Annotated in this window: 13 protein-coding genes; 11 read left to right on the top strand and 2 right to left on the bottom strand. The window is 29.8% G+C overall.

Going from position 1 to position 23,889, the window contains the following annotated elements; translation table 11 throughout:
• The first annotated feature begins 4 nt into the window (after nt 1-4).
• The 5 genes from Q0352_RS05580 (at nt 5) to Q0352_RS05560 (ending at nt 3,843) form a co-directional block, all read left to right on the top strand.
• The gene (locus Q0352_RS05580) at nt 5-1,456 is read left to right on the top strand and encodes a sugar porter family MFS transporter (protein WP_299524880.1); all 1,452 of its coding nucleotides are present in this window, start codon (nt 5-7) and stop codon (nt 1,454-1,456) included.
• A 430-nt stretch (nt 1,457-1,886) separates the two neighbouring features.
• Nucleotides 1,887-2,609 (top strand): hypothetical protein, encoded by a 723-nt coding sequence (locus Q0352_RS05575; protein ID WP_299524877.1) that lies wholly within the window; start codon nt 1,887-1,889, stop codon nt 2,607-2,609.
• Between the two features lie 62 nt (nt 2,610-2,671).
• The gene (locus Q0352_RS05570) at nt 2,672-2,953 is read left to right on the top strand and encodes a hypothetical protein (protein WP_299524874.1); all 282 of its coding nucleotides are present in this window, start codon (nt 2,672-2,674) and stop codon (nt 2,951-2,953) included.
• 153 nt (nt 2,954-3,106) lie between these two features.
• Entirely contained in the window at nt 3,107-3,556 is a 450-nt protein-coding gene (locus Q0352_RS05565) for a hypothetical protein (protein ID WP_299524871.1), read from the top strand.
• 161 nt (nt 3,557-3,717) lie between these two features.
• Nucleotides 3,718-3,843 (top strand): hypothetical protein, encoded by a 126-nt coding sequence (locus tag Q0352_RS05560; RefSeq protein WP_299524868.1) that lies wholly within the window; start codon nt 3,718-3,720, stop codon nt 3,841-3,843.
• A 663-nt stretch (nt 3,844-4,506) separates the two neighbouring features.
• Here Q0352_RS05560 and Q0352_RS05555 read toward each other — a convergent pair.
• Entirely contained in the window at nt 4,507-5,820 is a 1,314-nt protein-coding gene (locus Q0352_RS05555; RefSeq protein WP_299524865.1) for a carbohydrate-binding protein, read from the bottom strand.
• Nucleotides 5,821-7,086: 1,266 nt separating this feature from the next.
• On the opposite strand from Q0352_RS05555, the gene Q0352_RS05550 reads away from it, so the two are divergent.
• The gene (locus Q0352_RS05550; protein ID WP_299524862.1) at nt 7,087-8,598 is read left to right on the top strand and encodes a carboxypeptidase-like regulatory domain-containing protein; all 1,512 of its coding nucleotides are present in this window, start codon (nt 7,087-7,089) and stop codon (nt 8,596-8,598) included.
• 3 nt (nt 8,599-8,601) lie between these two features.
• Nucleotides 8,602-10,455 (top strand): tetratricopeptide repeat protein, encoded by a 1,854-nt coding sequence (locus Q0352_RS05545; RefSeq protein WP_299524859.1) that lies wholly within the window; start codon nt 8,602-8,604, stop codon nt 10,453-10,455.
• 212 nt (nt 10,456-10,667) lie between these two features.
• On the opposite strand, the gene Q0352_RS05540 is transcribed toward Q0352_RS05545, so the two are convergent.
• Nucleotides 10,668-12,857 (bottom strand): S9 family peptidase, encoded by a 2,190-nt coding sequence (locus Q0352_RS05540; RefSeq protein ID WP_299524856.1) that lies wholly within the window; start codon nt 12,855-12,857, stop codon nt 10,668-10,670.
• A gap of 717 nt (nt 12,858-13,574) precedes the next feature.
• On the opposite strand from Q0352_RS05540, the gene Q0352_RS05535 reads away from it, so the two are divergent.
• The 4 genes from Q0352_RS05535 to Q0352_RS05520 form a co-directional block, all read left to right on the top strand.
• Nucleotides 13,575-15,878: a two-component regulator propeller domain-containing protein gene (locus tag Q0352_RS05535; RefSeq protein WP_299524853.1), complete on the top strand. Its 2,304-nt coding sequence runs from the start codon at nt 13,575-13,577 to the stop codon at nt 15,876-15,878.
• 2 nt (nt 15,879-15,880) lie between these two features.
• A complete protein-coding gene (gene recO / locus Q0352_RS05530; RefSeq protein ID WP_299524850.1) occupies nt 15,881-16,597 on the top strand; it encodes a DNA repair protein RecO in 717 nt (238 codons plus the stop codon).
• 2 nt (nt 16,598-16,599) lie between these two features.
• A complete protein-coding gene (locus tag Q0352_RS05525) occupies nt 16,600-19,053 on the top strand; it encodes a TonB-dependent receptor (RefSeq protein ID WP_299524847.1) in 2,454 nt (817 codons plus the stop codon).
• A 266-nt stretch (nt 19,054-19,319) separates the two neighbouring features.
• Nucleotides 19,320-23,889, top strand: a 4,570-nt coding sequence (locus Q0352_RS05520) for a LamG-like jellyroll fold domain-containing protein (RefSeq protein ID WP_299524845.1), incomplete at its 3' end; no start/stop codon positions are given.

The following is a 23,889-nucleotide window of genomic DNA, read 5'->3' as shown; positions in this document are numbered from 1 at the left end:
TATAATGAACAATTCATCAAACAAAAGAATAAACATTTACTTTATTACTATAGTTATAACCTTAGGAGGTTTATTATTTGGTTATGACACAGGAGTAATAAACGGAACTCAGTTTTATTTTTCAAAATATTTTGAGTTAACAGGTGCATTAAAAGGATTTATTGTTAGTAGTGCTTTGATTGGGGCTTTAGCTGGAGCAGCATGCTCTGGTATATTGAGCAAATCTATTGGTCGTAAAAAATCATTAATTATAGCAGCGATTTTGTTTGCTATTTCAGCTTGGGGATCGGGTTTACCAAGTATATTACCAGAATCAATTTCACTAATGGTGTTTTTTAGAATATTGGGAGGTATTGCTATTGGTATGGCATCTATGAATGCACCAATGTATATTGCTGAAATTGCCCCTGCAAACAAGAGAGGGACCCTAGTTACTTTTTATCAGTTAGCCATAGTAATTGGATTTTTTGCGGTGTTTTTAGCTACTTATTTTATTGGAAATGGTATGACTGAGAGTGAAAATATTTCTATGGGTTGGAGATACATGTTTTGGTCTGAATTAATACCAGCGTTCTTATTTCTATCACTGTTATTTTTTGTCCCTAAAAGTCCACGTTGGTTAATGATGAAAGGAAAAGAGAATGAAGCTAAAGATGTGTTAACCAAAATTCATGGAGAAGAAATTGGAAATCAAGAATTTATTGAAATTAAAGAGTCTATTCAAAGTGAAGGTAAAACAGTAAAAGTTTCAATATTCTCTAAATCTTTTCTTCCAATTATAATTATTGGTACAATACTTTCAGTATTACAACAATTCACAGGAATAAACGCTGTGTTATATTATGGCGCCGATATTTTTGAACAAGCATTAGGGTTTGGTAAGGAAGATATATTATTACAGCAAATATTATTAGCAACAGTTAATTTAGTATTTACATTTATAGCAATGTTTACTGTTGATAAATTTGGAAGAAAACCATTACTTATGATAGGTGGTTTTGGGATGTTAATTGGTTTTTTAATGATGGGATTCACCTTATATTTTAGTGATTATTCTCAATTAAATTCAGCAGGAATGCCTACAATATCTTCTTCAGAAGGAATTATTAGTTTAGTTGGTATTTTAATTTTTATTGCATCATTTGCTATGTCAATGGGACCTGTGGTTTGGGTAATTTTATCAGAGATTTTCCCAAATAAAATACGCAGTGTTGCTTTATCTATAGCTGTTGCGGGACAATGGATGGCTAACTATTTTGTTTCCCAAACTTTCCCTATAATTGTAGAAAGCGATGTAAATAAATTACAGATTAAAGGTGGAGTTTGGAACAATGCACTACCATATTTTATATTTTCAGGATTTATCATTCTAATCATTGTATTTGTATGGAAATTCATTCCAGAAACCAAAGGGAAAACTTTGGAAGAAATGGAATCAGTTTTTGCTAAAAAGTAATATCAAAAACACCGAATTAAGATTTAATAATTACTTTAAGCTAATTGAAATTTATAAAACGTAGGTTATTTTTCCTACATCTTTTTCATAGCAATTTACCCACCTCTCGAAGAAGTGGGTTTTTTATTAAAATCTTCCTAAATTTTATTAAAACATTACGGATTTCCGTAAAGTATAATTATTAATTCAGGCTAAATTTGAGTGTGTGATAATTATCATCATATTTTACACTTAAACTACTTAGTTTTAAAGTTGTTATGAAACCCTATGAAAAAATTGCTACAATTCCTTTTCTTTTTTGTTAAAACATAAAGAGTAAATCTCTTTGATAATTTCTGTTGGGTTATATATAATAGTGGAGTCCAGAAACCACTTTAATAAACGGGGAGGAATTTGAAAATCCATAAGAGTAGAAAATTAAAAAAAAGAAATGAAAAGAATTATTTTATTACTTGTTATTGTATCAATTTTAATTCCTAAACAAGCTACAGCCCAAAAAGATGGAGCCGCAATTGCAGCTGTTGCAGGAGGATTACTTGCTATAGGTGCAGGGATAGCCGCTGTTAAACAAATGCAGGAACAAGCTGAACTTACTGCAACACAGTGGGTATTAGCAAATCAACCTGCAATGACTAGCTTTTCATTAAAAACACTGGATTTTGAAGGAAAAAAGTTAAAAGATATGTCTTCAGTATCTGTTATACTGTTTAATATTCAGGAGTTTAAACCAATGGATAAACCAGAACTTGATGGTAAAAAACAAGTGTTATTTGGATTTACTAGTCGTGGTTGGATAAATGATCAAGGTATAGATTTCTCTAAAGTTAATTGGATGCTTATAGATAGCCCAGAATGGCTGAAAATGATGACTTCATATGTGAAAGTTGCTTCAGGTCAAGTGAATGAAAGTCATATAAAAGAAGCTTTGATTGCTGGTAAAATTGTAAATAAAGGAGTAAAGGGAAAAGGAGATTTAGATATTCCATTTTATAAATTAGGAGGTGATATGTATGTGGTTACAGATTACTCAGATGAAATGAAATTTATTTATAATGAACGATCACTAGGAATTTTTCTTAAAGAAACTAGAGATTTAGTGCAAATAGGAAGAAGTGAGATTATTAAAATTCACGATTTCTTTTTTGATGAATAGTGATTTTTACAAGGGGAAACTGAAAACCTTTAATTAGAGTAGGTGTTTAAAATTAATTAATTATGAGAATATTATTATTTACATTGTTTTTAGCATTCAGCAGTATTTCATATGGAAACGTAGAATCAAAAAGTTTTAAAACTGAATATTCAACTTCTTGGAATTACACAACAGGTTATCATAGTGATGGAACAAGTTCTCCAATTAGGTATACTATAGATGCTTATGGGGATATTTCGGATATAGAAATAGAGTATCAGGGATATTGGTATACAACTTATGTGAAATGGGATAATAGCAGGAAATACGTTAAAAACCCAAATAATAAACGTTATTATTTTTAAAAATCTCATCAAACAAAAACTAAGCTTAAGTAAGGTTCATTAAGGTTTCAATGCAGTAAGTTTCTCATACTTAATTATTACTATGTCAGTGTGATTAAGCTATATACAAAAGAGTTTGTCTGTACAAATTAATAATATTAAAAAGAAATAGCTATGATTGAACCAATAATGACAAAATTATCAATAGATGTACTTGATACAGTTTTAGCTGATGAAATTATTTATGCGGAAGTTGCAGGAAGTGGCGCTATGGGAAATTCAGGAGGAATTACGATTTACCTTATTAAAGCTGGACAACTAGTTTGTTATGAAACAAGTTTATTCTCGGATGAAAATACATATTTAGGTGCAGAGCGACTATTGTTTAAACACCAAAATACATATAAGCACAATGATATAAAAACAGATAAAATTCTTTTTGACTTTTATTATGGAGGAATGGGTAATAGTGTATTTGTAAATAAAAATGTTTCTCTGAAAATTGGAGATGGATATTTTATATATAACAGAAACAATATAGAATATCAAATTTTTAGTTCAGTCCATGGAGTATTTGATAGTGTTGTTTATGCAATGAAAGGTTCTGAGAATAACCTTAATTGACCAATGTAACATAAATTAAGACTTAAACAACAATGGATTTAAGTTGTCTGATGATTCAAATTAATGAAATAATAAAGGAATGCTATCAGATTGTTTATAACCATTTTCTAGATTTCTTTAAAAAGGAATTAAAATGAAGTGATTAATTTAAAATAAAAATTATGGTTTGGTTTGTAATAATTGGAATTATCGTGTTGATTGTTGGTTCAATAGCAATTAATACAGGAAAAGATAGTCAAGATTTGGCTGGGGGAGCTCAAGTGCTGAAAGCCTTTACAGAAATGTAGAGGCTTTTTTTTATACGTAAGGTTTTGGTGTACGAATTGATTATTTGCTGCCTTATTTTACTTCATGAAATGCAAAATCTAATTAGAATAATTCTAAATCATAAGAGCAGGCTTTAATTGGAAACTCTTAATAATTTTGTGCATAAAGTTGTTAACAACATCTTAATGTCTGAAAATTAACAAGTTATATTTTAACTAATTTTGGTTTTAGGCAAGAGTTAAATTTTTAGTAAGAAATAAATCAAACTCTAAAAAAGGATTTCTAATTATAGTGGTCCTTTTTTATTGCCTCATTTCCACTTCCAAAATAATTACATCTTACTTCAACTGAGACTCGCCAATTTTTTTGATATAAAAAAGTTCCTCCCTCTTTTAGTGGCATTAATACTAAAGTATTTCAAGAAATATTAAGGTTAAATCCCTTAATATTCTAATAATTATGTATTGAATTAATAAATTCCTGCTTTAGTTCAATGATTCAAATTTAAAGATTTTGAAACACTCTATATAAAATTCCCAAAAGCAGGGTGCCTATTATTGACAATTTACACGTCAATTAATTTAATCAAGCTGTCTTCATTAGGTTCTTGCTAAATTGTATGACTGCTCTGCAACGCTAACATTGATCTTGATTCGAAATTATCGGGGTCTATTTACATGTGTTTATTTCGCATTTACAATGGAGAATCCCGCACCAAACGAACCGCTGTTTTGTGACCAAGTAGAAGGTTCGCTATCTGTAATCATGTAAATACCTGGTTGTAAGGTAATATTGGGGTGAACTGTCCAATTTGCGTTTTTGACTCCCCTCATTCCATCACTTCCTTCTGATTGCCATGTTCCCAGTATTGTCCCGCGGGCATCACGTAATCCTATCTGACCGGGCTGCGACCCGTTACCATTGTTCCAGTGGTAGTTCAAAATACTCGAAATAATAGTGGTTTGCCTAACATAAAAATCCGTGTTGCTTTTGACTCCGTTAAAGACCCCAGACGTGTTCCCGTTTTGGAATATTATACTACCCAACACTGGTTGAGAAGAAACAGGTGTTGGGACCATTCCGCTACTATTATTTGTTGACAGTGTTTCGAACCATGCAATGTTAAAGAGCCAACCTGCTCCTCCAATAAATACGAGATATAGGTCTTGTACCCCAGATATGGAATTAATGGTAGTTTCTTTTGTCTGGTATTTAGTAAACGACCCAGTATTTGAAAACTGAACGGTACCGAGCAAAGTTCCCGAAGAACTTCCGGTTCGTATTTGTATGCTTCCGCCTGAAGTTCCACTAGAAGCACTTATACGGAAAAGATTTGCACCCGATCCAAAATCGTGTCTGTAAGCAGCGTAAGTACCATTTGAAATCCATCCAAGACACGTACCTCCTTCGGCCGCAGGTTCATCTGTTGCATGTACTCTTCCTGTAGATTGCGTATAACTTTTGGCTTGTACCTTACCATTGGATATTTGCCCCCCAGAAGAAACAGGTGCTGGTGTTAGGACCATTCCACTACTATTACTTGTTGACAGTGTTTCGAACCAAGCAATGTTAAAGAGCCAACCTGCTCCTCCAATAAATACGAGATATAGGTCTTGTACCCCAGATATGGAATTAATGGTAGTTTCTTTTGTCTGGTATTTAGTAAACGACCCAGTATTTGAAAACTGAACGGTACCGAGCAAAGTTCCCGAAGAACTTCCGGTTCGTATTTGTATGCTTCCGCCTGAAGTTCCACTAGAAGCACTTATACGGAAAAGATTTGCACCCGATCCAAAATCGTGTCTGTAAGCAGCGTAAGTACCATTTGAAATCCATCCAAGACACGTACCTCCTTCGGCCGCAGGTTCATCTGTTGCATGTACTCTTCCTGTAGATTGCGTATAACTTTTGGCTTGTACTTTACCGTTCGATATTTGGCCAAATGCCATAAACTTACATGCTAGAATTCCTACAAATAGTATTATCCACTTTTTCATGATGCGCTGTTTTATAGTGTTTATAATTTATTTTACTTAAATTGGGTTGCCTGTTTTTGTAATACATGATCAATGGCGAAACCTGAAAGGCTCACCCATATTCACCCATATTCAGTCGCATACAAACCAAGCCATGTTATTGTATACTTTTTAGTTTTTAAATATTTCAAACAATCGTACGTATGTTATTTGTTTTGAGGAGAAAAACAAACTCATTCTATGAAGTTTCAGTATAAAGATAAACAAATAGTGAATATATTTTGGGATAATCACTTGAAATAATTAAGATAAACTTCTAATTAAAAGATATTAGGCCTCACTCAACTTAAAAACCAATGGTATTTATTATTTCCGTTGAGTGCTTTAGCTATACCTTAATTTACATTCCTTTCCTTTCTATGAAAGTATTAATGTAGCTACTCTTGTTTGCTTGAGTGGATAGATTTTACTTGTTCCATAGATTAAGATTTCCTTTATTATCTCTGCAAAAGCTTTCATCATTATAATAATCTTTAGCTATTATTCTTAATAGAATAGGGAGAATAAATGGTTCTGTCGTTTAGAAACTTCCTTTAAGAGTAAATTTACGAGATGTTGGTTGCAACTCCGAGTAATAGTGGGAACTACTTTTTTAGTTTATCAGGTTAAAATAAGTGTTGTCATTAGGAATTCTTCAAGGCGTAAATCATGTTTTTTTGCATCTTTTTAAATGCTCAATTATAGAGAAACTCACATGATTAATATTCTAAGTTGCTGGATTCGTTATTATTAAGTTTTTTTTGTAAATTTATTGTGTGAAGAATGTTCAATCTAAAATATTAACACCTTTATCAATTAACATAGCCGCTTTTTCGACTACATTTCGCTTTGTTATTTTCTTCTGTAATTCCCCAAAAAGCACCATTTCAGTTTCTATTAGTAGGACAATAATTTATGAAAAATACTTTTCAATCATAATAATTTCTTTGTTTATAGGATACATCATTAAGTTATTAATAATAAAATAAAGTGGTAATAAAAATGGCAAAGACATAATTTTTTTTGAATTTATTAACTAATTGTAAATTATTTTCAAAAGGAATACAATAGAATAAGCTTTCAATACAGAAAGAAAAAACTTGGTAGTTCAGAGTTGAAAAGTAGAAGAATTCATATAGATTTTTAAGATTAAAAGCCTATGCTATTATAGAAAATTATTTAAGTATAGGTGGTAGTGTTTTTTGGGAAAAACATAAAAATAAGAATTAAATAAATAAAGCTAAAGTTATGAATGAAAAATTAGCTATTATAAAGAATATTGCTGGCTTCGCAATTACTACAGGGCTTTCAATAACTACTCAAGGAAGTTCAAATTTGATTATTGGTGCTTTAAGTGGAATAGTAGGTGGAATTTCAAATAATTTTTTTGATAAAATAGAATTTAACAAAATTGGTAAACTTCTACAAGAAACAGATCCATCAGACCTTAACCACGATTTGCAGAAAATTATGGTTAAGGCAGTTGAATGGGCTATTTTAAATATCCAGATTCTTTACAAAAAAGAACTTTCAGATCCAACCCAAATAAAAGAGTTAAAATTATTTACCAAATCACTATTGGAGGAAGTTAAACTCCTAAAAAATACATTAAATGAAAAGGGAGATGGCGTTTATAAAATAATTGAGAACCCAACAAATGAAAATAACCTTTTAAAAACTTTTGATTTAAATATTGAAGGATTTCCTACAATTAATGAAAATAATTCGTATAAAAATTTCTTCATAAAACAATTTGAACCTAACCTTAAACTTTGTTTTGGTGAATTACTTAAAAATGAAAAAAATAGACCAGCGCTCATTGCATATCAAAGAGAAGTTTATCAGAATTTAGACCAGACAATTAATAAAGTAATTGCTCAAAATGAACTGATACTTCAAAAGTTAGATGATAATAAAGAAAAAGAAACCATACAAAAAAGCAATAGTAAATGGAATCAAGTAAGTAAAAAAATAATTGAAACTTCTTTTGATCAAATTACTCCAGAATTTGAAGCAAGTATCAACAATCAAATAGATGGTATTAAAAAAGATACGCAATTACTAGTTGATATAACAGGTGAAATTAGAGATGAAATAGATAAAATAAAAGGAATTACGAAAGGTTTCAGCAAAGAATTAAAGCAAAATTGGATAGCAAAAAACAAAGTAATAATTATAGCTCTTTTCGCTATTATTTCACTGTGTATAATTGGTCTTGTTTATAAAATTAAAACAGCTCCTTTTCAAATGAATGTTGGAATAATGTTAGATAACTCATTGGAAATTCACTCTGAGTACCCTAAACTATCAGAAGAAGCGCGCGTTCTTTTTTATTTTCCTTCAGAAACAAAAGAAAAAGAAATTACTTTTTCTAATGAAATTATACTTTCAGAACTATCAAGTAATTTAAAGAAATTGGCATGTGAAATTGAACTCGTTGATAATTATTGGGAGTTTGTTAATGATAGCATGGTTTTAGATAATAAAGCAGCTTTATTATTAATTAAACCAAATGAAGTTTTATCAGAAATAAAAGGGAAAGTCATTTCTAGAGATGGTCAAACTCTGATTAATAATGCTAAAATAATAGTTGATAATATAATAACATATACGAATGAGTTAGGAGAATTCTATATAAAAGTTCCTATAAATCTTAGAAGAATATATTATGTAATTAGAGTAGAAAAAGAAGGTTATATCTCTAAAGAAAAATCATATGTTGCTGGTGATGCGATTGAAATCTTAATTTCAAAAAATTAAAACATGAAAGTAAATATTACAATCTTGATGCTATTTGTTTTAAGTTGGAATGCTATTTCGCAAAGCAAAATAATAGGTTCTGTTGTTTATTTGAATAGCGGAAAAACCCCTGCTGTTGGGGTAGAGATTAAAGCAAAAGGTAGTAGTGGAGATTATTCAAAGTCTGAAGGCGATTATATTTTAAATTTCCCTCACAATAAAGCAGGAACTACGGTATATCCAGAAATAGGTAATGAAATAGTTTTAAATGGTACTAAAATTAAGAAAATTGAATTGGTTAATGCTGATAAGTTGGAAGCAGTAAATATACCTTCAGATGCCAGCAGAGCACCCTTAAAAATTATAGTCTGCCCTAAGGGATTCAGGGATGAAGCAGCAAAGAAATATTATAATATTATCCGAACAGAAGAAAAAAGCATCATCGATAAAAAAAATAGAGAATTGATAGCTATAAAAGAAAAATTAGGAGCTTCACATAACTTAGTAATAAACTTACAAGATGAAATCGCGCATTTAAAGACACAAACCAATGATTCTTTAAAGATTTATAAAGAAGCTTTAGAAATAGCGAGTATCAATAGAGATGATGCAAACCAACGAGTTATTGACTTTTTAGATGCTTTGGATGCAGGCATTCAAATTGAAGAGGCTAGAAAAGTATTAAATACTAAAAAAGCATTTAAAGAAATAGTAGAAAGTGAGCATAAAATGCAAGCAGGTCTTGAGGAAATTGAAAGAGATGCTAAAAGCCTTGAAAATTTATACAGATTTAAAGAAGCCATTCAAAAGTATGACACTTTAAGTTTATTGTTAAGAAAAAAAATATATAACCCGATACTGTTAGTCAAAAACTTGCATAAAGTAGGCCTGTTACGTCATATGCAAAATTTTAATGAAATGGCAATATTAAATTATAAAGAAGCATTGAGTATATTAAATAATCACAAAGAAAGTAATGGGCTAAAGGCACAAGTATTAAACAATTTAGGAACAATCTTAAGTGAACAAAATCAATTTTCCAAAGCAATTGACAAATACAGTGAAGCAATAATCATACAAAGAAAACTTACGCAAGAAAATTCAAATAGATATTCACTGGATTTGATAAACTCACTAAATGGTTTGGGAGATCTTTATTCAAAAATAGGAGAATCTAATAAAGCATTAAATTTATATGCCGAAGCATTACAAATATGTAAATATAAGGTACAAGGAAATCCCAAAATGTATTTGCCAGATTTAGCAAATACATTAAATAATATAGGAAGTTTATATATTAGTATTCAGCAATATTCATTAGCATTAAATTATATTGAAACGGCTTTAAAAATAAGAAAAGAACTCGTAATTAATGATCGTACACAATTGGCGGTTATCTCAACTTCTTTAATGAATTTAGGATTAATATATCAAGGTAATAATGAAATTAAACTTGCGATTGAAAAATATGAAGAAGCATTATTAATATTAAGAGAACAAGCACTAGATAATCCTTTATTCTCTTCAGGAGTTGCTAGTTTAGCAACTGAATTAGGACTTATATATCAAGGTGAGCAAAAAGACTCTGAATTGGCCCCGGAAAAATATAAAGAAGCATTAATTATATACAATAAACTTAGTTTAGATAACCCTATTTTTTATAATATATTAATAGGAAAAGTATGTTATAATTTTTCAATCCTGAAAATATGGCAACTCAAAAAGAAGTTTGATCCTACGGTTAAAAAAGAAGGCATTGAATTAATAAATCAAGGTAAAAAAGCATTGGAAATTTACGACAATTCAAACCAAACAAAATTGAAATATATGGAAGGATTTGAATCTTTAGAAAATTTATTTATGGCTGAAAAAAAGTAAAATAGTATTTACTAAGGTTTTGGTTAAAATTCCTGTCATTTTTTAAAAAGTGTTATTTAAGCTTGAAATAACAATAATATTATTAAAAGCAAAAACCCCATAAGAAAGGGGTTTTTGAAGTGTTTCATCTATTTTTAAAGACTTACCAACGATCACCAATGTTGTTCTTTCTTTATTTTTCTTAATTAATGAGGATGTATTTTTACTAAAATTTACCTTCCTCCTGGAGGACAGTGTAGTTTTAAGTAATTTGTATATAAAGTTGACAAATGTTCCCAAGTACCTTCTCCTTCTCTAAATCCATGAGATCTGTTTGGATATGGCATAAATTGAAATTGCTTGTTGTATTTTATCAATTCATTTAATAAAAGTTCAGCATTTTGATAATGGACATTGTCATCTCCAGTTCCATGTATATAAAGTAGATTTCCTTCTAAATTTTTGGCATATGTAATAGGTGAACCTTCAATAAAATCATCCATGTTTTCTTGAGGTAAACCCATATAACGTTCTTGATAAATGTTATCATAAGTTAATTGATTTGCAACTGCAGCAAGTGAAATTCCCGTTTTGTAAATCTCAGGATATCGAAACATCAAATTTAATGTGGCAGATCCGCCACCACTATGCCCCCAAACTGCTAAGCGTTCAGCATCAACAAAGTCCCATTTCAAAATCTCTTTGGCTGCCATAGCTTGATCGTTTATATTAATTACACCAATTTTTTTGTAAATAGACTTTCTCCATTCGCGTCCTTTTGGAGCTGGAGTACCTCTGTTATCTAGAGAAATGTATATATATCCATCATCGGCCATATTTCCTTTATAAAACCAATTTCTTCCGGCATAATAGTTGTCGTTTACGGTAGTACTAGCGGGCTCAGAATAAACATAAAACACCACAGGATATTTTTTACTTGGATCGAAATTAGTTGGTTTCACCATCCATCCGTCCATTTCAACGTTATCTGCAGTGGTAATAGTAAAAAACTCTGTGGTTGCTTTTTCTTCTATTTTTTTTACGTTATTAATGATGCTTTTTTCTTCACTTAAAGCTTTCTGATTGGCAACAGTAATAAATTCTTTAGTACTTGGGGTGTAGTGGTTTGAGAAACTATGTTCAGCATATTTACCATTAGTAGAAAAAGAATAATCGTGAGTTCCCTTTAAACTTTCAGGGCTTAATAATTTGCTTTTTCCTTTTCCGTTTAATTTAGATTTATATAAATACTTTTGAGTGGCATTATCTGGTGAAGCTAAATAATAAACATATCCTTCTTGTACATTGACGTGCTTTAAATCGATAACATCGTATTCTCCATTTGTGATAAGAACTTCAGGCTTTCCTTCTAAAGAAACTTGATATAAATGCCTCCATCCATCTTTTTCTGATGCCCAAAGAATGCTATTGGTATCTTTCAAAAAACTAAAATTATTTGTATAATCAATTTGATATGGATTTCCTAATTGAAATAGATCTACCCAAGCTTCATCAGATTCTTCTTGAATAACTTTTGTACTTCCATTTAAAGCATCTATAATATATAATTTGCTGTTATTTTGTTTTCTGTTTAATTGTTGGATTAATAAATTGTTGGTTGATGGAATAAATTCCATTCTTACTAAATAGTTCTGTGAGGCATCTCCTGGAATATTAATCCAAGTTGTTTTAGAATCGGAAAGTTTTACAACCCCAACTTTACAGGCAGAAGGGCTTTCGCCAACTTTAGGATATTCTAAAGGTACTAATTGTGAATAGATAGCATCTGTATTGTTTATCATATAAAATTTCTTGATAGCACTTGCATCAATTTGCCAATAGGCAATAGATTTACTGTCTGGACTCCAACGAAATCCATCTCTACAAGCAAACTCTTCCTCATAAGCCCAATCAAAAGTTCCATTTATTAAGGTAACCGTTCCATCCTTAGTTAATGGTTGGATGTTGCCACTTGCATAATCTTCACTATATAAATTGTTTTCGGAAACATAAGCTATAGTTTTCCCATCTGGAGAAAATTTTGCAAACATCAGAGATGAAGTTGGTAAGGTCTTCCCTATTTGAGTGAGCGTATTTGTTTTAAAGTCAAAAACCCAATAGTCTCCTTTGGTATTTAGTCTCCAAACTTTTTTAGTATTTGTAAACAATAGCACTTTTTGTTGGTCTGAAGAGAATGAAAAATGGGCGATCTTAATAGGTTCCGATTTCCCTACTGGGGTAAGTTGCTCTTTTGAAATGACTGTTTTTACGCCATGGTTAGGTAGGGTATAGGTCACTAATTGATTTTTTTCTAATTTAAAATAAGAATCGCCATCATTTGTCCAATTTATTTGAGCTTCTACATTAAAATTAAAAAATAAAAAACAAAAAAATAGGAGAATTCTAAAGGTATTTATATTCATGGTTAAGGATTTTAATTTGTTTTTGAAGTATATGTTTTTTTGTACGTTTTTCTTTTCAATACTTTTTTAAAAAATATATGTTTGATTGAACTTAAACGATTTTTATTACGAATATAGTTAATTAAATATTAGATGCAAATTAGGTGTTTTAATTAACAAATTGTTCTTTGAAAATATTAATCAAAAGTGAAATGATTTAGATAACTTCTTGCAGTTGTTTAATAATGGTAACAGGATTTCTTTAATTGTTTAAATTTAAATAGATTCACAGAATTCTTTTTTATCTACTAGATAAAAACAAATATTTAAAAGAAAATGCCTTAATTTTCTTGTAATTGAGTAGTTAATTATGTAATAATAGTTATTGCTTTTGTCAGTATTAGCTTTTTTGTTTTATTTACGTTAAATATGGGTTGTTCAAATTATCAATTTTTAATGGTTTAGACTTCATTTCATACCATTCATATACTTTTCTAAATCATTTGTTTATTTGCCAAAAAAGCAATCCTTTTCTTATGTATATTTGAATTGTGTTTATGTCAAAAGGGGTTTTGACATATTTCATAAAACATTAAATAAGTCTTTGGGGTTGATTTATTTATTCCTTGAACATTGTATATTCGAATTACAATGTTCAAGGTTTTTTTTTTGTAATAAAGTTTAATTATAAATATTCCTTTCTTTAACTCATTTTTAATAAATATATTTGAATAATTTATGAAGAAATTTACTCAAATATTTATTGTCCTTTTTATAAACATAACTTTCTCACAAGTTGATTATTCTAATAATTGGGAAGATTTTTATTCCTATAATAATGTAAAAAACTTTATAAAAGTAGATAATGAAATATACGCCATAGTAGATAATGCTATTTTTACTTTTAATGTTAATACAAGTGAAATAACTAAAATATCTTCAGTAAATGGTCTTTCAGGTGAAACAACTACTAGTTTATTTTATAGTAAAACGTTTGATAAAGTTATTATTGGGTATGAAACAGGATTGCTAGAAATAATTGATAGTAATAATAATATTACAATTGCAAAAGATATTGTAAATTTTAATTACTCAGGAAATAAACAAATTAATAATATTACTGAGTACAATAATAAACTTTACCTTTCAACATCTTTTGCTGTAATTGTATATGATATTGATAATTTACAATTTGGAGATACTTATTTTATTGGGAATCAATCTTCAGAAATAGTAATAAATCAAATTAAAATTAATCAGAATATTATATATGCAGCTACTGAAGATGGAATTTTCACAGCAGATGTTACTAATCGAAATTTAATAGATTTCAACAATTGGACACAACATTTTTCTGGGAATTTTTCAGCATTAGAAGTATTTAATAACAACGTGTTTGCTTCAAATAATAGAGCTCTTTATACCATTGAAAACAATACCCTTTTACTGCAAAAAAATTATCCAACAGCCATAAGAAATTTAAAATCTTCAGAAGAAAATTTAATTATAAGTACACAAAGAAGTGTTTACGTGAATGATGCTGCTAATTTTGAAATTCTCAATTATACAACAAGTTTAACAGATACTTATTATTTTGATTTGAATACCGCTTATTATGAAGATAATAAGCTATACTTAGGAACTAAAGAATTTGGAATATTAAAAAGTAATATTGAAAATATTTCTACTTTTGAAGAGATTCATCCAGAAGGACCTGTTTCTAATTTACCTTTTTCAATTGGAGTAAATAACAATAATTTATGGGTAGTATATGGTGGGTATGATTCAGCTTATACTCCGCAAGGAAAAAGATTTGGGTATAGCCATTTCAATGGAACAAATTGGATAAATACACCTTATAATTCTGAGTTTGGGGTAAAAGATTTAGTGAATATTACTTTTGACCCAAACAATAATAATATAGTTTATTTAAGTTCTTGGGGCAGTGGAATGTTAATTGTTGAAGACGATGTATTAACAACATACTGGAATCATTTAAATAGCGGATTAGAAAAATTAGATTACCAACCAAACCCAAATTATGTTAGTATAAGAATAAACGGTTCAGCTTTTGACACTCAAGGTAATTTATGGATTTCTAATGCTTGGGTTGATGATAGAATAAAAAAATACAGTGCTGACGGAACTTGGTCTAGTTTTGATATGAGTTCAGTAATTACAAATCCAGCTTTTGGCTTAAACGAACTTATTATTGATAAAACAAATAATATTTGGATTGGTTCTAGAAGAAATGGCGTTCTGGTTTTTAATGAAAATGGTGCGAATAAAAAATCTCTAACAACTGAATTAATGAGAGGTTCATTACCTGATTTAAACGTTAGAACTGTTAAAGCAGATAGTAATAATAGAATATGGATTGGCACAAAAAAAGGGTTGGTTGTTTTTTATAATGCAGCGAATGTTTTTAATTCAACGATTAATGATGCTGAGCCAATTATAATTTTAGACGATGGAATTGCAAAAAAATTATTAGGAGAACAACCTGTTAATTCTATTGCTATTGATGGAGCTGATAATAAGTGGTTTGGAACTGAAACTGGCGGTGTATTACAAACAAATCCAAGTGGTACAACTACTTTAAAAAACTTTAATACAGATAATTCACCATTACCTTCCAATAATATTTTAAAAATTGGGGTTGATACAAATTCAGGAAAAGTATATTTTGCTACAGATAAAGGTATTGTAGCTTTCAATAGCAATGTGTCTTTATATGGTGATACTTTACCAGAAGTTTATGCGTATCCAAATCCTTCAACAAAAAATAACGAATTTATTACTATTGATGGAAGAAATGGTTCACATATACCAAATGGTACGAATGTTAAAATTTTAGATGCTGCAGGAAATTTAGTTTATGAAACTAACACCAAAGAAGGTCAAGAAATATTTGGAGGAAAAGTAGTTTGGAATAAAACAAATTTATCAGGTAACAAAGTAGCTTCAGGTATTTATATAGTGTTACTAATTACCAAAGACCATTTAGAAACTACAATAGCTAAAATTGCTATTATCAATTAATAATGATTGAAACTACTAAGGCAATTGTTTTAAACACCATTAAATATGGTGATACGAGTTTAATAACTACATGTTACACTCAAAAAAGCGGAGTGAAAACATATATGCTTAGAGGTGTTTTAAAAGCAAAAAAAGCAAAAATTAAACCTGCTTATTTTCAACCTTTAATGCAACTTAATTTAACGGCAAATCACAATAATAAGGGGAATTTAAACTCCATTAGAGATTTAGAGGTTTCAAATTTTTACAACGCTATATATACTGATATAAAAAAACAAACTATCGCTTTATTTTTGGCTGAAATATTATATCATTCAATACGTGAAGAAGAACAAAACAGTAATCTGTTTCAATACTTAGAAAGCTCATTTTTATGGCTAGATGCGCATGATAATATTTCTAATTTTCATTTATTGTTTTTATTAAATTTAACGAAGTATTTGGGGTTTTATCCCGAAACTGGAAATATAGGAAATTCGTATTTTGATTTGTTAGAAGGAAAATTTATTAAACATCATAATTACAATACCGTTTCGGGAGATAATTTAGTACAGTTTAAAAAGCTGTTAGGCATAAATTTTGATGTAATACATCAGGTTAATTTTAATGCTGAGAACAGACAAGCAGTATTGTCTATTTTAGTTCAATATTTTGAATTACATTTGGACGGCTTTAAAAAACCAAAATCTTTAGAAATATTAAAGTCTGTATTTAGTTAATTATGAGAATATTATATATTATTTTTCTTTTTTTTATAACAATTTCTGTAACCTCTCAGCAAGTAAAAGTAGTAGATAGAGATTCTAATTTCCCAATTGAAAATGTGACCATCTACAATGATGCAAATAATAAGATAGTTTACACTAATAAAAAAGGAATTGCAGATTTAACAGCATTTTTAAATTCAGATATAATTTCATTCAATCATTTAGGGTACATTGAATATGAAATTTTAAAAAAAGAACTTGGTATCATTGAGTTTGTGGTGTATTTAAGTAAAAATGCTGAACAGTTAAACGAAATAGTTTTATCAGCTTCAAAAGGAAAAGAAAGTAGAAGCAGAATTGCAGAACAAATAGACATTATTTCAAAAGAAGAAATTAAAAGAATCGCTCCGCAAACCTCTGCAGATTTATTAGCAAATTTACCAGGTATTAAAGTTCAAAAAACGCAATCTGGTGGTGGAAGCCCCGTTTTAAGAGGAATGGAAGCGAATCGTGTTTTATTAGTGGTTGACGGAGTTAGAATGAACAATGCAATTTACAGAACAGGACATTTACAAAACTCAATTACAGTTTCTCCAAATATTATTGATAGAACCGAAGTTATTTTTGGACCTTCATCAGTAATTTACGGATCGGACGCATTGGGTGGAGTAATTCATTATTATACAAAAGCTCCAAAAATTAGCAATATAAATGAGATTAACACCTCAATTTATTCACGTTATAGTTCGGTTAATAATGAGTTTACAACGGAAGGAAATATTGAACTTAGAAATAAAAAGTGGGCTTCATATACAAGTATTTCACATAGTGAATTTGGGGATTTAAAAATGGGTAAAAACCGCACTCATGGTTTCAATGATTGGGGAAAAGTTTTTGATTATTCAACAAATACAAATACATTTTATAGCTTAAACTCGGTTGTTAACCCTGATGAGAATATTCAAAAAAATACAGGATACAATCAAACCGATATTCTTCAGAAAATTGCAATACCGCTTTCAGAAAAAACTGATTTAATGGTGAATTTTCAATATTCAACATCATCAAATATTAATAGGTTTGATAATTTAGCAACATATTCAGGTGATGAATTGAAATTTGCAGAATGGTATTATGGACCTCAAAATAGATTGTTAGTATCCTCACAATTAAAAATTGAACCTAATAAAAAATGGCTTCAAAACGGAACTATAACAGCTGCTTATCAGAATATTAAAGAATCTAGAGTTGATAGAAAATTTTCAAGTTTAAATCGGTATTATGGTTATGAAAATTTAGATGTTTTAAGTTTAAATGGAGATTTTTTTGTTCCACTAACAAACTCTAATGATAGAATTTTGTCATATGGTTTTGAAGTAACTCATAATGAAGTTGATTCAGAAGCATTTGGAAGAGCTTTAGAAGTAGTTGAGAATACAATTATTGGTTTAGGTGATAAATTTGTTGAACAATCACGTTATCCAGATGGAGGAAGCACCTATACAAGTGTAGCTTCTTATGTAAATTACAGACAAGATATTAGTGCGAAATCAACATTAAATACAGGAATTCGTCTTACTAATACATTGTTAACAGCAAAATGGAATGATGACACATTTATAACCTTACCAGATGCTGATATTTCGTTAAATAATTCAGCAATTACGGCAACAATTGGTTATGTATATAAACCAACAATAAACTGGCAATTAAACAGTATAATAGCATCAGGATTTAGATCGCCAAATATTGATGACGTAGGTAAAGTTAGAGAGAAAAACGGAGATGTTACGGTGCCAAATATTTACTTGAAACCTGAATATGCCTATAGTTTTGAAACAAGTGCTTTAAAGTATTTTAATAATCGAAAATCTCATATTGGTTTAAATTTATATTACACGCTTCTAGATAATTATATTACACGTGATTATATCGAATTAAATAACTCATCTACAATTTTCTACAATGGAGAGGAAGGTAAAATAATGGCAAATGTTAATAAAAATAATGCCTATATTATAGGAAGTACTTTTAGCTTTAAAGGAAATATAAATGCTAATTGGAGTACTAAAGGCTCATTAACATATACAAAAGGTAAAGCTTACGATACAAATTTACCATTATCCTCTATTCCTCCAATATTTGGAGATATAGAAATTAGTTACAACTACAAAAATTTACAAGCTGGTTTGAACTGGAAATTCAATGCTAAAAAAAGCATAAATGATTATAATTTAGTTGAAGGAATAGATAATGAAGAGCAAACGCCATATATTAGTTTAACAGATTTTTACTACGGAAACCCTAGTTGGAATACTTTTAGCTTTAATTCTAATTATAAAATTAATAACAGTATTACTGTATTTATGAATGTTGAGAATATTTTTGATGTTCATTACAAGGAATTTGCATCTGCAATTAGCTCGCCAGGACGTAATTTATCACTTTCTTTTTTGTTGAATATCTAATTCCCTCCCTATAAACTAGGAAGTTACATTTTATTTTATTACTTTAGTCAGTCCAAAACCCCAAGCTCATGAAAAGATAAAATAATTCTTATATCAAACAACATTTGTGTTAGATATAAACTACTGCCTAAAATATGCTCTTAAACTATTTTATGGGTTTTAAAAAAAGAACCTATAATATATTAGTAAATTAAATATTGAAAGTAAAATTTCTTTAAAAAGCATTTTATTTAAGTTTTTCAAATTACATATAACCCCTTATGTTTATGAAAATAATAATTACTTTATTCATACTGTTTTTTTCGGTTTGTACTAGTGTTTTTTCTCAAACAGTTATACATTCAGCTGATTTTGAAGGAGGGTTAGATGGCTGGACTCAAGTTTCAGGCGATGATTTTGATTGGACAAGAGATTCTGGAGGTACACCATCAGGAAATACAGGCCCTTCAACAGGGGCAAGTGGAAATTATTATATGTATACTGAAGCTAGTTCTAATTATGGAAAGATTGCAAATTTTGATAGCCCAAGTTTTAATTTATTAGGTACTGTAAATCCAAAATTTATCTTTTATTATCATATGTATGGCTCTGACATGGGATCATTATATATTGATATAAGTACCGATGGAGGTGCTACTTACTCTACTAATTTATGGAGTAATACAGGTGAAGTACAGAAAGCAAATAATTCTATTTGGATTCCGGTTAGTATTAATTTAAGTGCATATATAGGTTTAACAGTAAAAATAAGAATAAGGGGTCTAACGGGGTCTTATTATGCAAGTGATATGGCCATAGATAATATAACACTTATAGATAAAGCTAACCCTATCATTGGACCTGGAGGAATTACTACAGATTTGCAACTATGGTTAAAATCAACAAGTGGTTTAGGTTATACTAATGGGCAAGGTGTATCCCTTTGGGCGGATCAAGGTAGAGGCTCTGATGCAACAGTACACACAACTGGTCAAGAACCAACCTATAGAGATGCTGCTGCATATAACGTAAATTTTAACCCTGTAGTAGATTTTGATAACGATTATAATAATGTACCTATTGATTATGCTTATAATGATACATCTAGGCAATTTTTAGAAGGAGCAAATGGGTTTTATTCTGAAGATATTTTTGTGGTGGTAATACCTGACGTTACAGTGAGTTCTGCTTCACCCAGTATGGATACTTTCTGTGCAGATTCTGACACTTCAACACAAACAGAAGATGCAACAGGAATAGGATTTGGAAAATATACAGGAAGAATTGATAATGAAATTATTACCTATGCCTATAGTACTTATAATAAGAATATTGCAGGAGATGGATATGCCGTTGCGGAAGTTGGTACAGGCAACACGTATGCTAATATTGGAATAATTAATACTAGAAATAATAGTTTAAATTCGCAACAAGAATTGTACTATAATGCAACTAATATTGAAACAACTCAAAATGATACTCCAAAACATGCAAATGTTAATGATGCTAGTTATTTGATTGGACGTAGTGAAGGTTGGAAAGCATCTTTAGATGGTAGAGTTGCTGAAATAATTACTTATTCCGCTAGAAAAAATGATGCAAGTTTAACCACTGAACGTAATAAAATTCAATCGTATTTAGCTATAAAATATGGAATAACACTAGGTATTAATGGTATTAGTCAAGATTATGTAGATTCTGCAGGTAATGTTATTTGGGATCAATCAGCAAATACTGGTTATAATTATGATATAGCAGGGATTGGTCAAGACGATGATTCAGAATTAATTCAAAAACAATCTAAAAGTGTAAATGCAGGAAGTATAATAGCAATAGGATTAAGTGAAGTGGCTACTACGAACAATGCTAATGCAAATAGTTTTGCGTCAAATTTAGATTTTTTAGTTTGGGGTAGTAATAATGGTAATTTTAATACAACTTCTGAAGTAGCTAAAAATGTAAATTTAAGTAGTTCAATAACAACTTTTACACCTGTTTCTAGAAAATGGAAAATTTTAGAAACTCAAAACGATGTTTCAGAAGTAGTAATTTCTATAGTAACTTCAGATTTAACAAGTAATATTCCGCTAGTTGCAAATGAAGAATATATGCTAGTTGTAGCTGATGATGCTAGTTTTGGAAGCACAAATATAATTGATGTTGTACCATTAACTACAAATGGAGCTAATTCAGAAGCTTGGTACGATTTTGAGGGGACTAAATATTTTACCATTGCTAAAGCAACACGAGTTGAAGAAAAACGTAGAATAGATTTTACAACAGGTGAGTTTTTGTTAGGAGATACAAATTTGGAATTAACTACAAATTTCACAGTTTCAGCTTGGGTAAAAAATAACACAAATGGCGGAAGTTTTATTTCAAAAGGAACAGGCTATAATTTTAAAATTAATGGAAGTAAAAATATAGAAATAGATTGGAATGGAAGTACAAAAATAACATCAACAAATACAGTTGATTCAAACTGGCATCATATAGCAATTACATTTAGTGGAGGAGCAGCAACCTTATATATTGACGGAATTTTAGATACAACAGTAAACTCGTTAGCAAACCCAATAAGTAGCGCTCAGAAGTTTGCTATTGGAGCTTTATATACTAATAAAACTACAATTAATTCATTTGATGGTGCCGTAGACGAAGTTAGATTTTGGAATTCACCTTTAACTATAACCGAGATTCGTTATATAATGAATCAGGAAATAGTAGAGTTTGGCACAAATGTAGATGGAGAAATACTACCCCATAACATTACTAAAAATGATATAAGTTCTAGATCTTGGAATACTTTACAAGCCTATTATGATATGAATTCATTTTATGGGACAACTGTTGAAGATAATTCAAATAACAAAAATTGGGCACGAATAAAGTATCTAGCTAAAGACAAACAAGTAGTGGAGGTTCAAACGGCACCATTACCATATGAATCTTCTACAAATGGAAATTGGAATACCCCGGCAACATGGCTGAATAACACAGTTCAATATTTACCAAACACCACTTTAAATGGCACAACAGTAGATTGGAATATTGTGCAAACAACGCATGATATTACATCAGGAGATAAAGATATAACTGTTTTAGGGTTAAAAAATAATGCAGGAAAAGTTACCATTGCTGGCACAGGCGCTTTAGATGAAACTAATAACGGACAAGGATTAACAGTAACTCACTATTTAGAAATTGATGGAGTTATAGATTTGATAGGTGAATCACAATTAATACAAACTGATGGATCTATCTTAGATATAGATAGTGGTGGTTATATTGAACGAGACCAGCAAGGAACCGCCAACAGTTTTAATTATAACTATTGGTCGTCTTCAGTTGGGCCTATAAGTGGTAATGCGGGTACAAGAGGAACTGGAATAGCTAGTGTAAATAGCAATAATACTGTTGCAGGTGCATTATTAGATGGATCTGTGTCGGCAACACCACAAAATATAAATTTTAACGCCTCTTATGCATCAGCAGATTCAGGACCTTCATCTCCAAGAACAATTAGTTCTTTCTGGTTATATACATTTAATGGTACAAGCGATGATTATGATGCTTGGAATACCATCAATCAATACACACCTTTAAAACCTGGAGAAGGATATACAATGAAAGGAACTTCTGGCCCAATAGCTGTAGCAACCAACCAGAATTATGTATTTAAAGGAAAACCAAACAATGGAGATATTACCTTATCAATTTTAGCTGGAAATGATCGACTTATTGGAAATCCTTACCCTTCAGCAATTGATGCAGATGAGTTTATTAAGGATAATATAAAAGAAACGATCAACAGTAAAGTTGGAAGAAATACAGCTAATGTATTTAATGGAGCCTTGTATTTTTGGCATCATTTTGGTCAAGAAAATTCACATATTTTAAAAGAATATGTTGGAGGTTATGCAACATACACGTTAATAGGAGGTGCTGAAGCGATATCTAATGACAGCCGTATTAATAATAACCTTAGTATCGGTGGAAAAGTGCCAGAAAGATACATCCCTTTAAATCAAGGATTTTTTGTACATGCGTATCTACCTTCAAGTTTAGCAGGTACAACAGCAACGGTTGACGGTGGTACTATTATTTTTAAAAATAGTCAGCGGTTTTTTCAAAGAGAAGTTTTAAATAGTGGAAATGGTTCGGTATTTTTTAAAACAAATTCAAAAAGTAAAGCGAATATACCTGAAAAAGAAAAAGATTCAAGATCAAAAATCAGATTGGTTTTTGATTCTGCAAATGGCTATCATCGTCAATTGTTAATTGGTGCAGATAAAAACACATCCAATCATTTTGATATGGGGTATGATGCTCCAATTGCTGATATTGCTAATGAAGATATATTTTGGATGGTAGACGACTCAAAATTTGTAATTCAAGGAGTTCCTAATTTTAATGTAGATCAACAATTTCCATTAGGTTTAAAAATTAAAGAACAAGGTTTGATAACCATTAAAATTGAAAACTTACAAAATATGGATGAAAACACTCCTATTTATATTAAAGACAATTTAACTTGTGAAACCTACAATCTAAGTGAAAAGGACTTCGAAATTAACATGGAACCAGGAGAATATTTAAATAGATTTGAATTAGCATTTCAACCACGTTTAAAAACATTAAAAGAAATATATTTAGTTGATGGAATATTTATAACTATGAATAACCATACTTCTGAATTACAAATTAACAGAATTGTTGATACAGAGATCATTAACATAAAATTGTTTAATTTTTTAGGTCAACAAGTTGAAAGTTGGGGTGGTAATTTTAATGAAAGAAAATTTTCTATTCCTATTAAGAAATCTGCAGGAGTATATATTCTTCATATAACGACAG

Source organism: uncultured Lutibacter sp. (genome assembly GCF_937891065.1).
Taxonomy (GTDB): domain Bacteria; phylum Bacteroidota; class Bacteroidia; order Flavobacteriales; family Flavobacteriaceae; genus Lutibacter.
This window is presented reverse-complemented; position numbering and strand designations above follow the sequence as displayed.

What these genes read in the sequence shown, in the direction of transcription:
- recO (WP_299524850.1), top strand. Translation starts at nt 15,881, where the DNA reads ATGATTGAAACTACTAAGGCAATTGTTTTAAACACCATTAAATATGGT.
- Q0352_RS05550 (WP_299524862.1), top strand. Translation starts at nt 7,087, where the DNA reads ATGAATGAAAAATTAGCTATTATAAAGAATATTGCTGGCTTCGCAATT.
- Q0352_RS05565 (WP_299524871.1), top strand. Translation starts at nt 3,107, where the DNA reads ATGATTGAACCAATAATGACAAAATTATCAATAGATGTACTTGATACA.
- Q0352_RS05545 (WP_299524859.1), top strand. Translation starts at nt 8,602, where the DNA reads ATGAAAGTAAATATTACAATCTTGATGCTATTTGTTTTAAGTTGGAAT.
- Q0352_RS05540 (WP_299524856.1), bottom strand. Translation starts at nt 12,857, where the DNA reads ATGAATATAAATACCTTTAGAATTCTCCTATTTTTTTGTTTTTTATTT.
- Q0352_RS05575 (WP_299524877.1), top strand. Translation starts at nt 1,887, where the DNA reads ATGAAAAGAATTATTTTATTACTTGTTATTGTATCAATTTTAATTCCT.
- Q0352_RS05525 (WP_299524847.1), top strand. Translation starts at nt 16,600, where the DNA reads ATGAGAATATTATATATTATTTTTCTTTTTTTTATAACAATTTCTGTA.
- Q0352_RS05570 (WP_299524874.1), top strand. Translation starts at nt 2,672, where the DNA reads ATGAGAATATTATTATTTACATTGTTTTTAGCATTCAGCAGTATTTCA.
- Q0352_RS05580 (WP_299524880.1), top strand. Translation starts at nt 5, where the DNA reads ATGAACAATTCATCAAACAAAAGAATAAACATTTACTTTATTACTATA.
- Q0352_RS05535 (WP_299524853.1), top strand. Translation starts at nt 13,575, where the DNA reads ATGAAGAAATTTACTCAAATATTTATTGTCCTTTTTATAAACATAACT.
- Q0352_RS05555 (WP_299524865.1), bottom strand. Translation starts at nt 5,820, where the DNA reads ATGAAAAAGTGGATAATACTATTTGTAGGAATTCTAGCATGTAAGTTT.
- Q0352_RS05560 (WP_299524868.1), top strand. Translation starts at nt 3,718, where the DNA reads ATGGTTTGGTTTGTAATAATTGGAATTATCGTGTTGATTGTTGGTTCA.